Source organism: Nonomuraea indica (assembly GCF_002850745.1).
Lineage (GTDB): Bacteria > Actinomycetota > Actinomycetes > Streptosporangiales > Streptosporangiaceae > Nonomuraea > Nonomuraea indica.
This window is the reverse complement of sequence record NZ_PJOK01000049.1, coordinates 131,244-145,438: the sequence shown is the minus strand read 5'-3', so window position 1 is coordinate 145,438 and position 14,195 is coordinate 131,244. Positions and strand designations below refer to the sequence as shown.

The 14,195-nt window shown below is 72.6% G+C and carries 12 protein-coding genes and 1 pseudogene; 6 read left to right on the top strand and 7 right to left on the bottom strand.

All coding sequences use genetic code 11. The features are described from left to right. Positions 1–82: 82 nt before the first annotated feature. A complete protein-coding gene (locus CXR44_RS35635) occupies positions 83–1,291 on the top strand; it encodes a serine hydrolase domain-containing protein (RefSeq protein ID WP_101790543.1) in 1,209 nt (402 codons plus the stop codon). 3 nt (positions 1,292–1,294) lie between these two features. Here the strand turns inward: CXR44_RS35635 and CXR44_RS35630 are convergent, their stop codons facing one another. From CXR44_RS35630 to CXR44_RS35615, 4 genes are all read right to left on the bottom strand, one after another. After that, positions 1,295–1,669 (bottom strand): MmcQ/YjbR family DNA-binding protein, encoded by a 375-nt coding sequence (locus CXR44_RS35630; protein ID WP_101790542.1) that lies wholly within the window; start codon positions 1,667–1,669, stop codon positions 1,295–1,297. Then, positions 1,666–2,712: a DUF2293 domain-containing protein gene (locus tag CXR44_RS35625; protein WP_219602208.1), complete on the bottom strand. Its 1,047-nt coding sequence runs from the start codon at positions 2,710–2,712 to the stop codon at positions 1,666–1,668. The genes CXR44_RS35630 and CXR44_RS35625 overlap by 4 nt, the downstream gene beginning before the upstream one ends. Before the next feature lie 219 nt (positions 2,713–2,931). Beyond that, a complete protein-coding gene (locus CXR44_RS35620) occupies positions 2,932–4,380 on the bottom strand; it encodes an N-acetylmuramoyl-L-alanine amidase (protein ID WP_101790540.1) in 1,449 nt (482 codons plus the stop codon). Beyond that, the gene (locus CXR44_RS35615) at positions 4,377–5,384 is read right to left on the bottom strand and encodes a M23 family metallopeptidase (RefSeq protein WP_101790539.1); all 1,008 of its coding nucleotides are present in this window, start codon (positions 5,382–5,384) and stop codon (positions 4,377–4,379) included. Before CXR44_RS35615 ends, CXR44_RS35620 begins: the two co-directional genes overlap by 4 nt. Before the next feature lie 113 nt (positions 5,385–5,497). Between CXR44_RS35615 and CXR44_RS35610 the strand changes: the two genes are divergently transcribed. After that, the gene (locus CXR44_RS35610) at positions 5,498–8,188 is read left to right on the top strand and encodes an AfsR/SARP family transcriptional regulator (RefSeq protein WP_101790538.1); all 2,691 of its coding nucleotides are present in this window, start codon (positions 5,498–5,500) and stop codon (positions 8,186–8,188) included. Positions 8,189–8,312: 124 nt separating this feature from the next. Here the strand turns inward: CXR44_RS35610 and mads6 are convergent, their stop codons facing one another. Further along, on the bottom strand, positions 8,313–9,656 hold the full coding sequence (gene mads6, locus CXR44_RS35605) for a methylation-associated defense system protein kinase MAD6 (protein ID WP_101790537.1): 1,344 nt from the start codon (positions 9,654–9,656) through the stop codon (positions 8,313–8,315). 60 nt (positions 9,657–9,716) lie between these two features. On the opposite strand from mads6, the gene CXR44_RS35600 reads away from it, so the two are divergent. The 3 genes from CXR44_RS35600 to CXR44_RS35590 all read left to right on the top strand — a co-directional run bounded on the left by CXR44_RS35600 (position 9,717) and on the right by CXR44_RS35590 (position 11,397). Beyond that, positions 9,717–10,343 carry a type 1 glutamine amidotransferase family protein gene (locus CXR44_RS35600; protein WP_101790536.1) on the top strand — a complete coding sequence of 209 codons (627 nt, stop codon included), beginning with the start codon at positions 9,717–9,719 and terminating at the stop codon, positions 10,341–10,343. Beyond that, positions 10,340–10,798 (top strand): MarR family winged helix-turn-helix transcriptional regulator, encoded by a 459-nt coding sequence (locus tag CXR44_RS35595; RefSeq protein WP_101790535.1) that lies wholly within the window; start codon positions 10,340–10,342, stop codon positions 10,796–10,798. Before CXR44_RS35600 ends, CXR44_RS35595 begins: the two co-directional genes overlap by 4 nt. 359 nt (positions 10,799–11,157) lie before the next feature. Next, entirely contained in the window at positions 11,158–11,397 is a 240-nt protein-coding gene (locus tag CXR44_RS35590; RefSeq protein ID WP_101790534.1) for a hypothetical protein, read from the top strand. 316 nt (positions 11,398–11,713) lie between these two features. Here the strand turns inward: CXR44_RS35590 and CXR44_RS41430 are convergent, their stop codons facing one another. Then, positions 11,714–11,911: an NlpC/P60 family protein gene (locus CXR44_RS41430; protein ID WP_245899866.1), complete on the bottom strand. Its 198-nt coding sequence runs from the start codon at positions 11,909–11,911 to the stop codon at positions 11,714–11,716. A 59-nt stretch (positions 11,912–11,970) separates the two neighbouring features. Then, positions 11,971–12,102, bottom strand: a pseudogene (locus CXR44_RS41425) (NlpC/P60 family protein); the annotation flags it as partial. A 981-nt stretch (positions 12,103–13,083) separates the two neighbouring features. On the opposite strand from CXR44_RS41425, the gene CXR44_RS35580 reads away from it, so the two are divergent. After that, a complete protein-coding gene (locus CXR44_RS35580; protein WP_101790533.1) occupies positions 13,084–13,623 on the top strand; it encodes a hypothetical protein in 540 nt (179 codons plus the stop codon). Positions 13,624–14,195: the final 572 nt, after the last annotated feature.

Here is a 14,195-nt window from a genome sequence, read left to right as displayed (position 1 = left end):
CCTGCGACGGCGATCCGCCCGAGGAGCGTGATCGACAGGATGAGGACATCACCGGAAACCCACCTCTTCCTGGAGATCCACCATGAAGCGTGCTCGCACCCTGGCCGCCGGCCTCGCACTGGCCGCCCTCGCCGGCACCGCCGCGGCGGGCCCCGCCCTCGCCGCGACACCGGCGTACGCCATGACCCACACGATGGCCCGTCCCGTCACCGCCGAGCTGCCGCCGGTGAACGCGGCGGCGCTGGAGCGGAGCATCGCCGACCTGCCCGCCGCCGACGCCACGGCGGCCGAGGTGCGCGTGGGCGGCTCGCGGGGCTCCTGGCGCGGCGTCGCCGGCGTGACCGACCTGCGCACCCGGAAGCCGGCCCGCGAGGGCGCCAGGTTCCGGGCGGGCAGCGTCACCAAGATGTTCACCACGGCGGTCGTGCTCCAGCTCGTCGCCGAGGGCCGGCTCTCGCTCGACGACACCGTCCAGAGCCGCCTGCCGGGGCTGCTGCCCGGCGACTACCCGGACATCGCGGTCGGCCGGCTGCTCAACCACACCAGCGGCCTGCCCTCGCCCGACGTGCCCGGCGACCTGAAGTCGGTCTACGACACCCGCTTCCGGACGTGGACACCGCACGAGTACGTCGCCCTGGCCGTACGCAACCCGATCGAGTTCGCCCCCGGCACGCGCCAGCACTACGTGAACATCAACACCTTCGTCGCCGGCCTGCTCATCGAGAAGGTCACCGGCCGGACGTACGAGCACGAGGTGACGACCAGGATCCTGCGGCCCGTCGGCATGCGCGACAGCTACCTGGCCGGCGACTCGGTCCGCGTCCGCGGCCGGCACAACCGCGGCTACCAGGTGGTGCCCGAGGGCTTCCGCGACGCCTTCCGGTACGGCGACGCCCAGGTGGTGGACATGACCGAGATGAGCTCCACCTCGACCTGGGCCTCCGGCGACCTCGTCTCGACCACCGCCGATCTGGAGAAGTTCGTCAGGGCGCTGTTCTCCGGCAAGGTCGTGCCTCCGGCCCAGCTGGAGCCCATGTTCACCGTTCCGCCGGTCAAGACGTACGGCAGCGACAAGCCCGCGACGTACACCTCGGGCATGTCGCGGATGGTCCTGCCGAACGGCGTCGTCGGCTACGGCAAGACGGGCGCCAGGTACGGCTTCTCAGCCGGCGTCGGCGCCACCCGGGACCTGAGCCGCACCCTCGTCTACGCGGTCAACTCCACCGACTCCAAGGCCCAGGGCCAGAACCAGCGCACGCTCGGCGTGACGCTGGCCGCGTTCACCGAGTGAGCGCTAGCCGCGTTCGTCGAGCAGCCTGACCGCCCGCTTGGGAGCGATCGCGCGGTAGCTCTCCTCCACCCAGTCGAGCAGCACCTCGGTCGGCGGCAGCTCGGCCAGCAGCGGCACGGTGACCCATCCGGCGCGGCCCAGTCCGTAGCCGGTCGGCGCCGCCCCCTCGACGGTGAGCGCGTGGCCGTGGGCCTCCGACAGCAGCTTCACGCTGAACGACGGGTCCCACTTCTCGGTCGGCTCGTCCACGCCGAGGAAGACGAACACCTTCTTGCCGACCTTGACGACGGTGTCGCCCCACGGGTGGTCCTCGTGGGCCTCGGGCAGTCCCACCGCGAACTCCCGCAGCGCCTCACGCACCTGGTGCCAGTCGGTCATGTCTCTCCTCGGAACTCGGCCAGCTTGCGGTCGATCGTCTCCCTGATGCGGTCGCGGGCCTCCATGCGGGGGACGCCGGCCATCAGCAGACGGTCGTAGTCGGTGTCCAGGTGGCGGATCGAGGCGACCACGGCCAGGGTGATCGCGTTCGCGTCGAGCGCCCTGGCCGCGGCCGTCCGGCCGACCCGGCCGCTGCCGCGCAGGGCGGCGTGCGCCGCGATCTCGCCGGCCCGTTCGGCCGGGCAGCGGGGGAAGAGGCGGGCGATCTCGGCCGCCATCCGCTCCTGGTACTCCACGTCCTGCTCCGCCCGGCGCTCCCGGTCCCGTTCGCGGCGGCGCAGGCGGACCTCCTCGTCGGCGAGGCAGCGCTCCTCGGCCGCCTCCAGCGCGCGGCCCTCCACCAGCAGGCCCTGCCGCTGGTAGACCTTGCGCCGCCGGTTGTAGCGGACGACCACGGCCGCGAGGCCGCTCTCCTGCTTGGCCCGCCGGCTCAGCGCCGCGTCACCCGACGGCAGGAACACCAGATGGTCCATGTCGGCGCAGGTCAGGCAGTGCGGCCGATCCTCCTCCATGATCAGGTACGGTCCGGTGTCGGCGCACGACGCGCACGTCCACGGCTCCAGCGGCGCCACCACGAACAGGTCCGGCGCCTTGCTCTGGCGTTCGGTGAGCTGCCGCGCCCGCGCCTCGCTCAGCCCGGGGGAGAGCCAGTGCGTGCGGAACCCGTCCTGCGGGTGCGCCGTCGCGGTGAAACGCAGCTCGCGCCGGTCGCGGCTGCCCGACACGTAGGGCGTCTCCACCCGCCGCAGCCCCCTGGCCTCGGCCCAGTCGCGCAGCAGCGCGGCCGCCTGCAGCAGGCGGTCGTCGTCGACCGCCGCCAGCTCGGCCAGGGTGGCGGCCCGGCCCTGCCGCCAGGTGTCGACGTGGCGCGAGTGCAGCCACCGCAGCCCGGTCACCACGTCGATGAACGTCACGTACTTGCGGTTGGCCAGCGCGATCTCGGCCGCGTCCGCGACCCTGCGCGCCAGGTTCGGCTTGCTCACCCGCTCCAGTGTGCCGGACTCCGCGAGCGCTGTGCGGGACTCCGCGAGCGCTGTGCGGGAGTCCGTGAGCGCTGTGCGGGAGTCCGTGAGCGCTGTGCGGGCCTGCGCGAGCGCTGCGCCGGGCCGCGCGTCGCCGTCTTCGCGCGAGCGCGTCAGACGGCCCTGGCGCGCCGCGGATGTCGGCGGCGCTCGCCAGGGCCGTCTCGGGCGGTCAGATGATCAGCCGCAGTGCTCGAACGGGCTCGTGTACGTGGCGGAGCCGACCGAGCCGCCCCACTTCACGCACTTGCCGGGAGCCTTGGCCGTGACGGGGCCCGCGTAGTAGGTGAAGTTGCCGGAGTCGGTCTTCCGGCTCGACCCCTGGGGCTCCAGGAAGGCGCTGGCCGCGCTGGCCTTGCCGAGCGAGGTCTTCTTCAGCGTGGCCACGCAGTTGTAGCCGGTGGAGGTGTTGTACAGCAGGTACGCCGTGCCGGCCGTGCCCAGTGCCTGCGAGTCGACGACCTTGTAACCGGAACCGCAGACCTTCTCGGGCGTGTGCGGGTTGGTGGGAGTGCCCGACCCACCCGTCACGTAGCCCATGTACTTGGTCCAGTTCCAGTGCGGACCCGGGTCGGTGTGGTCCGCGCCGGGCACCCCGTGGTGGCCCACGATGTGGGTGCGGTCCTTCGGGATGCCGTACCTGTCGGCGATGCTGCGCGTGAGCGCGGCCGAGGCGCGGTACATCTGGTCGGTGAACCACGAGGCGTTGTCCACGTAACCCTCGTGCTCGATGCCGACCGAGCGCCGGTTCCAGTTGCCCGCGTGGAAGGCGCGGTTCTTCTCGCGCACCATCTGCGTGATCTGGCCGTCGGAGGAGCGGATCACGTAGTGCGCGGAGGTCGGGTTGGCCCGCGGACCGGTCTGGAACCACGAGATCGCGCCGGCGTACGAGCCCTGCGTCACGTGGATGACGATCCGGTCGATCTTGTCGCTGGTGGGGCGGTTGGACACGGCGTAGTTGGTGCTGTGCGCCGCCTTCCAGAGCGCGCCCGGATAGTCGGTGGCCGCGGCGAGCGTGCGGGGCTCGGCGTCGGCGTAGTCGCCGAGCTCCGGTTCCACCGCCCGCGGGGCGGTCCGGACGCCTGCCGCGCTGACGCCCGCGGCGAGCGCCTCGTAGACCGCGTCGGCGTAGAGCTTGGCCGTGCTCTCGTCGGCGGCGTTGCCGTACGCGGCGACGGCGCCGTACCACTTGCCCGGGTCCTTGCGCGCGGCCGCGTCCAGCCCGAGCGCGTCGGCGCGGGCGCGCAGCACCGCGGCGCCGCCCAGCACGTTGGCCGCGTCGTCGGACTTCAGCTCGGCGACGGGCCGCGAGGTGAGCTTGGCGGCCTCCTCGAGGGTCTTCGTCCTGGGGTTGCTGACCAGGTGCATGACCCCGTAGCCGCCGCTCGCGCTGGGCTCGCCGCCGTGGCCGTCGAGGTGGGTCTCGGCGTAGCCCAGGGCGACCAGCAGGTCGTGCGGCACCTCGTAGCTCGCGGCGGCCTTGGTGAAGGCCTCAGCCAGCGGGGCCGCGGTGGACGCCGAGGAGCGGGAGGGGGAGGGGGAGGGGGAGGGGGAGACGGTGGCGGCGTACGCCACCTGCTGGCCGGACACGGCGATCAGCCCGGCGAGTGCGAGGGTTCTGAGTTTCATGATCCGCAATGCTCGAAGGGGCTGGTGTAGGTGGCGGAGCCGGCCTTGCCGCCCCACTTCACGCACTTGCCGGGGGCCTTGGCGGTGACGGGCCCGGCATAGTAGGTGAAGTTGCCGGAGTCCGTCTTACGGGCGCTGCCCTGCGCCTCCAGGAAGGCGGCGGTCGCGGTCTGCGCGCCGAGGGACGTGGTCTTCAGGGTGGTCACGCAGTTGTAGCCGGTGGCGCCGTTGTAGAGCAGGTAGACGCGGCCTTCGGTGCCGAGCGCCTGCGAGTCGACCACCTGGTAGCCGGAGCCGCAGACCTTCTCGGGGGTGTGCGGGTTGGCGGGGGCGCCGCCGGAGCACTTGTTCTTCGAGGTCACGTTCGCGATGGGGTAGGCGAACGCCTTGCCGTCGAAGACCGCGCGCTGGATGTTGGAGGGGTAGCCGGTGCCCTTGCGCACCTCGAAGTGCAGGTGCGGGGAGATGTTGTTGCCCGGCCTGCTCGTCTTGCCGACCGTGCCGATCTTCTGGCCCTGCGCGACCGTCTGGCCGGCGGAGACCGTGCGGGCGTTCAGGTGGGCGTAGTAGGTGATGTAGCCGCCACCGTGGTTGATCGTCACGAGGTTGCCGAAGCCGTTGGCGCTGCCCTGGTGGGCGGAGATGCCGACGGTGCCCGCGGCGGCGGCGACGACCGCGTCGCCGAGGTCGGCGCCGGCCGTGCTGCCCCGGTTGAAGTCGATCTCGTACGCCTTGTGCGCGCTGCTGGCGCTGTTGTTGCCGTTCCAGGTCTGGCCACAGGGGAACGGAAGCTGGAAGTTCGGCGCGGCCAGCAGTTGGGCGGGGGACTCCGTGCCCGTGGGGGTCGGGGTCGCCGTCGCGGTGGCCGTGGGGGCCGGGCTCGCGGTGGGGCTGGAGGGGGGGGCCGGCGCGAGGTTCGCTGCCGCCGCCGTCGCCGTGACCGTGGCCGTGGCCAGGCCGAATAACAGTGTGCAACCGGCGACAAGTGCTCCGTTGAGCTTCATGTGGTGATCCTTTCCCGTGGGATCTCTGAGACAAGGGTCTGCATATGGCGCACAAGAAACGTCCAGACCCGATACAAAGAGCTGTCACGCCTCCAAAAGGAGCAGATGCGGTCATGACGGTCACTTTTCATGTGCTCGGGCCGCTGGAAGTCCGGTTATCGGGCCAGCCCGTCCGGATCTCCGGCAGGAAACCCCGCCTGTTGCTGGCCACGTTGCTGCTGGACGCGGGCCGGGTGGTCGGCGCCGACCAACTCGTCGAGGTGCTCTGGCCGGAGCGCCCGCCCCGCTCGGCCCAGGCCAACGTGCGCACCTACGTCAGCTCGCTCAGGTCCGACCTCGGCGGCGCCGGCGAGCCCGCCGGCGGTCTGCTGCGGGGCGACGGCTCCGGCTACGCGATCGACGTCCCCGAGGGCGCGCTCGACCTGCACGTCTTCGAGGAACTGGTCGGACGGGCCCACTTCGCCGAGGCGCTGGCCCTGTGGCGGGGCTCCCCGCTGGCCGACCTGCCCGGCAGCCCCCTCTGGGACCGCCGCCTCGAACCCCTCCACGAGGTACGCCTCCGGGCCGCCGAGGAGGTGATCAACCAGCGGATGGACCGCGGCGACCACGCGGGCGCCGTCACCGACCTGCGCGGCCTGCTGACCGAGCACCCCTACCGCGAGGACCTGTGGGGCCGGCTCATGTGCGCCCTGCACCGTGGCGGGCGGAAGGCGGAGGCGCTGCGGGCCTACGCCACGATCAGGGAACAGCTCGTCGACGAGCTGGGCGTGGAGCCCGGGGCGGAGCTGCGCGCCACGTACGAGGCCATCCTCGCCGACGAGGCGCCGCCGCCCGCCGCCCCCCGGCAGCTGCCGCCCGACCTGCCCGACTTCACCGGCCGGGACGACGACCTCGCCGTGCTGGCCGAGCCGTTCCAGATCGCGGTCATCTCCGGTCCGCCGGGAGCCGGCAAGTCGGCGCTGGCCGTACACGCCGGGCACGCCCTGCGTGACCGCTTCCCCGCCGGGCAGCTCTACCTCGACCTCGACGGGCGGGAGCCGGGCGACGTCCTCGCGGAGGCGCTCCGGGCGCTCGGCGCCGAGACGCCGCCGCCCACGCTGCGCGAACGCTCGGCGTTGTACCGGTCGCTGCTGGCCGAGCGGCCCATGCTCGTCCTGCTGGACGACGCGCTGGACGCGGCGCAGGTGCGCCCGCTGTTACCCGGCAACGACAGCGCCGCCATCGTCACCAGCCGTCGCCGCATCACCCAGCTTCCGGGCGCCGTGCACGTCCACCTCGGCGAGCTGACCGGGGACGACGCGATGCTGCTGTTCGCCAGGATCGCCGGCGCCGACCGGGTGGCCCGCGAGCGGGAGGACGCCGAGGCCATCGTCGAGGCGTGCGGACGGCTGCCGCTGGCCGTCCGCAGCGCCGGCGCGCGGCTGGCCGGGCGGCCCGGGTGGTCCCTCGCCGTGCTGAGGCAGCGGCTGGAGGACGACCGGCTCAGCGAGCTCACCGAGGTTCGCGACAGCCTCGACCGCAGCTACCGGCACCTGACCGACGAGGCCGCCCGCACGCTCGGCACGTTCGGCCAGTTCGGGACGCTCGCCCAGCCCGGCTGGGTGGTGGACGCAGCGCTCGACCGCCACCGTGCCGACGACGTGACCGACCTCCTGGTGGACGTCAACCTGCTGGAGCTGGTCGGCACCGACCCCGTCGGACAGCCGCGCTACCGGGTGCCCGACCTGATCCGCCGGCACGCCCTCGCACGCGGCCCCGACCGCGCCGGGCTCGCCCGGGTGCTGGCCGCCTGGACCGCGACCACCGAGCACGCCATGGGCAGACTGCCCACCACCGTCTTCAGCCTCACCGCCCCCCGCACGCCGCGCTGGCGGTTGCCCGAGCAGACGCTGGACCGCCTGACCTCGGACCCGCTCGGCTGGTTCGAGGCCGAACACGACTCGCTGGTCGGCGCCGTCGGCGTCGCCGCGGGGGCCGGCCTGGCCGAGTCGGCCTGGGGCCTGGCCGCCGCCATGGTCCCGTACCTCGACCTGCACTGCCTGCTCGACACCTGGAAGCGCACCCACACCGTCGCGCTGGACGCCGCCCGCGCCGCCGGCGACACGTACGGCGAGGCCGCCATGCTGCGCGGCCTCGCCCAGGTGGCGCTCTACCAGGACCGGTACGACGACGCGGTGGAGGGCTTCACCCGGGCTCGCCGGCTCTTCCACGACCTCGGCGACCCGCGCGCCGAGGCCACCTCCATCTGCGGGCTCGGCGCGGTCAGCCAGTTCCGGGGCAGGCACCAGCAGTCGCTCGGCCATTTCAAGCGCGCCCTCGCCATGTTCCTCACCGCGGGCGACACCCAGGGCGAGGCGTTCGCCCGGCAGGCCATCGGGCGCGTCTGCCTCAAGGCCGGCGACTACGCCCAGGCCGACGCCTCGCTCCGGCAGGCGATGCGGCTGGCCCAGGAGCTCGGCGACGCGCACCGCGAGGGCTGCGTCTGCCTGCAGATGGGCCAGCTCCACCAGGCCATGGGGTTCCACCGGCACGCGCTGGACATCTTCGAGTCGCTCGGCGACCGGCACTGCGGCGCCTACGCCCTGCAGAGCCTGGCCGGGCTGCAGGTGGCGCGCGGCGAGCTGGCCGGGGCCTCGGTGCGCCTGGAACGGTCACTGGTCGTCTTCCGCGAGCTGGGCGACCGCAGCGGCGAGGCGTCCACCACCCAGATGCTGGGCGAGCTGCACCGCACGGCCGGCCGTACCGGTCTGGCGCTCGACTACCTGCAGCACGCCGGCGCGCTGCGCCGCGAGATCCCGGCGTAGCCGATCGGGCGGCCCCGCCTCACCGGCCGGACGCGCGTCACTGGCAGGACACGATCACCGGCAGGACACGATCACCGGCAGGACACGATCACCGGCAGCGCCCCGCGTCACGACCGGACGCGCGTCAGGATCCCGACACGATGCGGCGGACCAGCCGCCTGAGGCGCGACTGCTGGGGGATGCCCTGCAGCGCGTCGAGCGCCTCGGCCGCGGTCGGCCGCTTGGCCGGCGAGTGGTCGAGCATCCCGCGCACCACGTCGGGCACGTCGGGGCCGTGGGCGTCGGCACTGGCCGGCAGCTCGCCGGTGAGGAGCTGGTAGGCGATCACCCCTGCCGCGTAGACGTCGGAGGCGGCGGTCATCCGGTCGGGCCGCTCGTGGCACTCGGGCGCCACGTAGTGGGCGTCGAGCACGTTGCTCAGCTCGTGGGCCACCGTGAAGTTGCGCGGCCCCGGCTTGGCGTAGTCGAACCCCGTCAGCACCGCGTGCCCGTCGTCGGTCACCAGCACGCAAGCCGGGGTCAGCGCGCGGTGGACGACGCCGTGGGCGTGGGCGTGGGCCAGGCCGCGCAGCAGGTCCTGGATCACGCCGAGGCGCGCGCCCTTGCCCAGGCTGAGGTGGAGCGCCTCGCCGTGCACGTCGTCGAGCACGAGCACGAACCGGCTCTCGTCGTCGATGGCGAAGAAGTCGCGCGAGCGCACCAGGCACGGATGCGGCGGGATGCGGGCCAGCGTCTGGTAGGCGTTGGCGATGCGCTGCCGCTCGGCGGCCCGCGACTCCTCGTCGGCCAGCGGGTCGGCCTGGTAGACGCGCAGCAGCACGGTCTCGCTGCCGGGCAGGGTCGCGTTGAAGGCGCGGTATTCGGTCACCCGGGCGTCGCCGCCGAGCTGCTCCTCGACCTCCCAGTTGCCGAAGCGGGGCGGGGCGGTGCTGCGCCGCACGGTCTGGTTGAGCGCGTCGAGGATCTTGGTGAGGTACGGGCTGATGTCGGGGCTGCAGCCGCGCCTGATGCGTGAGGCGTCGCTCAGCGTGGCCACCAGGCGGGACAGGTCGGTGACGTTGGGCCTGTCGCGCCCGGCCGGGTCGATCAGCTCGGCGTCGGGGGAGGTCAGCACGACGAGGTTGTCGACGTACACCCGTTCGAGCTGGGTCGCCCTCGACACCAGCAGGCCCTTCAGCGCCTTGGCGGTGCCGCGCAGCTTGGTCACGGGGGAGCCGAACGCCTCGCGGCGGGGCGGGAACCACCGCGCGCCCGAGACCTCGATGCGGCCGCGCGTGCCCTTGACGTCGATGACCACCAGGGAGTGGCCGGTCAGCACGAGCAGGTCCACCTCGAACACGTCGTGGCCGCGGGGCACCTCGACGTTGTGCAGCAGCAGCCAGTCGGCGGGCGCGTGGTCGCGGAGGTATGCGATCACCCGCCGCTCCGCGTCGTTGACCGGCTGCCCCCCGCCGACGATCTCTGCCATGGACCTATCCTCGCACGTTCCACACTTGACAACATGCTGTCTTAATGACAAGATACTGTCATGACCACGACGAAGAAGCCCGTCCACCTCGCCGTCTACGACACCCTGGCCGACTGGGAGAGCGGGCACGCGATCGCCCACCTGCGCAGCGACCGCTTCCACCGCGAGCCCGGCCACTACGAGATCGTCACGGTCGCCCTGACCGCCGAGCCGATCACCACCATGGGCGGGGTGCGCGTCGTCCCCGACATCACGCTCGACGAGCTGGCGCCCGAGGACAGCGCGCTGCTCATCCTGACCGGCGCCGACCTGTGGGACGCGGGCGACTCGCTCGCGCCGTTCGCCCGTGCCGCCCGCACGTTCCTCGACGCGGGCGTCCCGGTCGCCGCGATCTGCGGCGCCACCGCGGGACTGGCCCGTCAGGGGCTGCTCGACGACCGCGACCACACCAGCGCCGTGGTGCAGTATCTGGAGGCGCAGGAGGGCTATGCGGGGGCCAAGCGCTTCCGCGAGGCCGACGCGGTGACCGACGGCGACCTGATCACCGCCGGGCCCACGGAGCCGGTGGCCTTCGCCCGCGAGATCCTGGGCCGCCTCGACGTCTATCGGCCCGACGTCCTCGACGCCTGGTTCCGGCTGTTCGCGAGGAGCGACGCCTCGGCGTACGAGGTGCTGATGACGGCATGAGCGAGCCGGCTGACCTGCTCTCGGCCAGCGCGCTGACCGTCTTCCGGCTGAACGGCCAGTTCCTGGAGGTGTCGGAGCGACTGGCCGGTCCGGCCGGGCTGACGGCGGCCTGGTGGCAGGTGCTCGGGGCGGTGCTGCGCGAGCCGCTGCCCGTGGCGGGGATCGCCCGCGCCATGGGCATGACCCGCCAGGGCGTGCAACGGGTCGCCGACCTGCTGGTCGAGAAGGAGCTGGCCGAATACCGGCCCAACCCCGCCCACCGCCGCGCCAAGCTCCTCGTGCCCACGGAGGCCGGGCGTGCGGCCATCGCCAGGATCGTGCCAGGGCACCGGGCGTTCGCCGAACGGCTCGTCGCGGAGCTCGGCGAGGACGGCGCCCGCGAGTCCCTGGCCGCCCTGCAGCGGCTGTCGGGGGCGCTGGCCCGGCTCGCCGAGACGGCGCCCGGCCAGGCGTGACCTCCGGCTCGGAAAAGCGGCGCGCGTCTTGACGCTTTCCGGCGCCCGGCGTCCCGGCCAGGGTGATACGCGGACCGATGTTTTCGCCGGAGGCGTCCAGCCGAAGGCGGCGGCCAAGTTTAGGGTGATCATCGCCAAACAATGCAGCCGCCTCGCCGCCGCATTCTGTATATGGCGGGAGTTCGGTGCCGGACGAAACAGAGTGCCAAGAAATCGAGGCGGCTCCTTGACTCCGGCGAGGCTTTCTTGGGTTGCGGCGCACGCATGCCGTTGGGGATTGTTATTGGCGGCACCTTACAGCCCTGCGCAATCGACTATGGCGCCGCCCATTGTGCGCCGATCAACGGAGGAAAACAAACATGATCCGTCGTATTCTCGTCGGTGCTGCAATCGCGGGCGCCGCGTTCGGCTTCTCGGCCACCGCCGCCTCCGCCGACTCCGCGCCGTTCAACAGCGGCAACAGCGTGCTCAGCCAGTTCAGCGCGCTCGACAACCTGACCGCCCTGAACAACGTCCTCAACGACTCGGTGCACGACGTGTACGTGCTCAACGTCACCCGGGCCTCCGAGCTCAACGTCAGCGCCCTGAACAACGGCTGACCACCACCGGGGGCGCGGGCGCGAAGTCTCCTCCGGGGGCCCGCCGGTCACGAGCCGGCCGGTCACCGGACGCCATCTCCTTCGCGGTCCAGAGCCCCGTGACGCACATCGTGACGACCGTGGATTCTCGCGAGGCCACGGTTCGGCCCGGTCTCCGGGCCTGATGCGCGCGGCCCGGGACGCCACCGCTCCGGCGTGACGTCCCGGGCCACCGGTTCCCACCACCGAGCCGGGCCACCGGTTCCCGCCGACGGACCGTGCCACGCAGGTCCCCACCACCAGTCCGTGCCACGCGGGTCCCTGCCGCCGGTCCGTCCTACCGGGCCGTGCCCTCGGCAGGTGTCACCGGGCGGACCACGCCCAGAAGATCCGGTCGCTCCAGCGGGGCGACGCGGACGACCTCCCCGGTGGACGGCGCCGCCACGACCCGCTCCCCGTCGACGGCCAGGGCCACGTGCTCCGGTCCCGGCCGCTTCGGCTTGCTGTCGTAGAACACCAGGTCACCCGGCCGCACTGTTCCCTGGACACGTGGCCGCCCGACCGCCACTGCTCGTACGTGGTCGAGCCGACGGGCACCCCAGCGCCGGCCCACGCGTACTCGGTGAGGCCCGAGCAGTCGAAGCCCTTCGTGCTCCTGCCCCGCCCGATCCCGTAACCCGGGCCCTCCGGCCCGCCGCCACCCCACGAGTACGGGACCCCCAGCATGCCGAGCGCGGCCCGCGCCGCCACCGCTCCGGGCCCTTTCCCCCGGACGACCGGCTGACCCGTGGCCTCGCCCTTCCCGGCCTCCACGATGGCGCCCTTCCCGCTCCCGGCGGCCCCTCGCGTGCCCGCGCCCGTGGCTCTCGACGCCTCCCCACGCCGTCGCCCGCCGTCCTCCGCGCGCCCGTCCTGTACGCGCCCGTCCTCCGCGCGCCCGTCCTGTACGCGCCCGTCCTCCGCGCGTCGGTCCTCCGCGCGTCGGTCCTCCGCGCGCCCGTCCTGCGAGCGCCCGCCGGTCGCACGTCCGGCCTGTGCGCGCCTGTCCTGTGCGCGTCTGCCGTGCGCGCGTCCGCCGTGCGAGCGCGCGCCGGACGGTCCCCGATGGGGCCGGCCGGCAGGTCCTTCGCCGTCCCCCTGCCCGCCGTGCCGCTTCGGGCGTCCCTCCGGTACGGGTGCGGAGGCCGGCGGGGTGGCCGTGGCCGGGCGGGCGGGGTCCGGCGGCCGGTGGGCATTCGCGGCGCGTGCCGGGAGGCCATTCACGTTGATCAGCATGAGGCAGGATCCGCTTGTCACCGCCTTAAGGAGAAGCGTCCGTATTCGGTCCATGGCATATTCGGCGTTCCCGTGCTCGTATTCCGTCTCGCGCCTCCCCGCCGGTGCGGTATGAGGGCCCCGTCGGGAGTATTCCTCCCGCCGTATGGGGATAAAACGCCCTTTGATCAGGCCGGTAGCGCATATGGCGATATGCTGAAAAATAGCCGTCGATACCCACCTGCCAAGTCTGGAGTATGCGGGACATATCCGGACAACGCATCATCAAGTGCCAAGCAATTGAGGCCCGCATTTGACTCCGACTTAGCGAATTTCGGTTGCGGCGACCGGCCGGGGCGCGGGATCTTTATTCGGCCCTCGCAGACCTGTGAGAGCGATCCAGATGAAGCGCAAACCCCTCCCGCGCTGAATCCCCAACAAAGGAGAAGTGAAATGATGCGTCGCATTCTCGTCGGTGCAGCCATCGCCGGCTTCGCGTTCGGTATCTCGGCCACTGCCGCCTCTGCCGACGCGAACCCCGCCCCGGTCAAGAGGACGTCCGACTGCGTCGCCAAGCCCGCCGTCACCACCGACGTGTGCGCTGTCAAGCCGGTCATCAGCACGACCCACTGCGTCGCCAAGCCGGTCGTCGCCACGACCAACTGCGTCGTCGCCAAGCCCGCCGTCGCCGCGCCCGTCGCCACCAGCTCCATCAGCGCGACCTGGTGCGAGGCCAAGTCGGCCATCACCACCACCCACTGCGTGGTGACCCCCGTCGCCTCCTCCGGCGCGGTCAACACCGGCAACCAGATCGGCGGCCAGTGGTCGGCGCTCAGCGGCGCGAGCCTGCTGAACGGCGTGGCCAACAACTCGGTCAAGAACATCCACGTCCTCAACGTGGACAAGCTGTCGAAGGTCGACGTCTCCGCGCTGAACAACCAGGCCGCCTCCGGTCTGGCCACGCAGGGCATCGTCTGCGCCGACCCCTGCTGAACGACCGGCAGACCCGGACGGCCAGGGGAGGCGCGTGCCTCCCGTACGTCCATCCGCGCAGCACATGACGCGGTCAGGTGACCGTGGTGCCCCGTGCGGACGGCCCCGGCCGGACCGGTGCCCGTGCTCGCCGAGCGCGGAGCGGTACGGAACAGACGGCACCCGGACGACCGCGGCACCCGCGTGATGGCGGCGGTGCCCGCGGCGGACCGGGCAGGCCGGACCGGTGGACCGTGCACATCCATCAGGACCCCTGCCGCATCCGTACGAGGACGAGCCCGAGACCGGCGATGACCGGCGCTCCCAGGAGTCGAGACCGCGACCCGGCAGGGTGACGGCGACGGGCGACCGGCGTTCAGACGTGAACACCGGAGAAGGAGCCGTCGCCCCGGTGCGGGATGACGACATGACCGCCGGAGGGCGCGGGCGTGAGATGGCGGCCCGCAAGGGGCGCCCGGCCCGGACCGGCGGACATCACCGCCAACGTGAGTGCGGCGGCCCCAGGCCGTCCGCGGCGACGAGCACGACGGGCGCGGTGATGACGATGGCGGCACCGGCACCGAGTCCAGGCT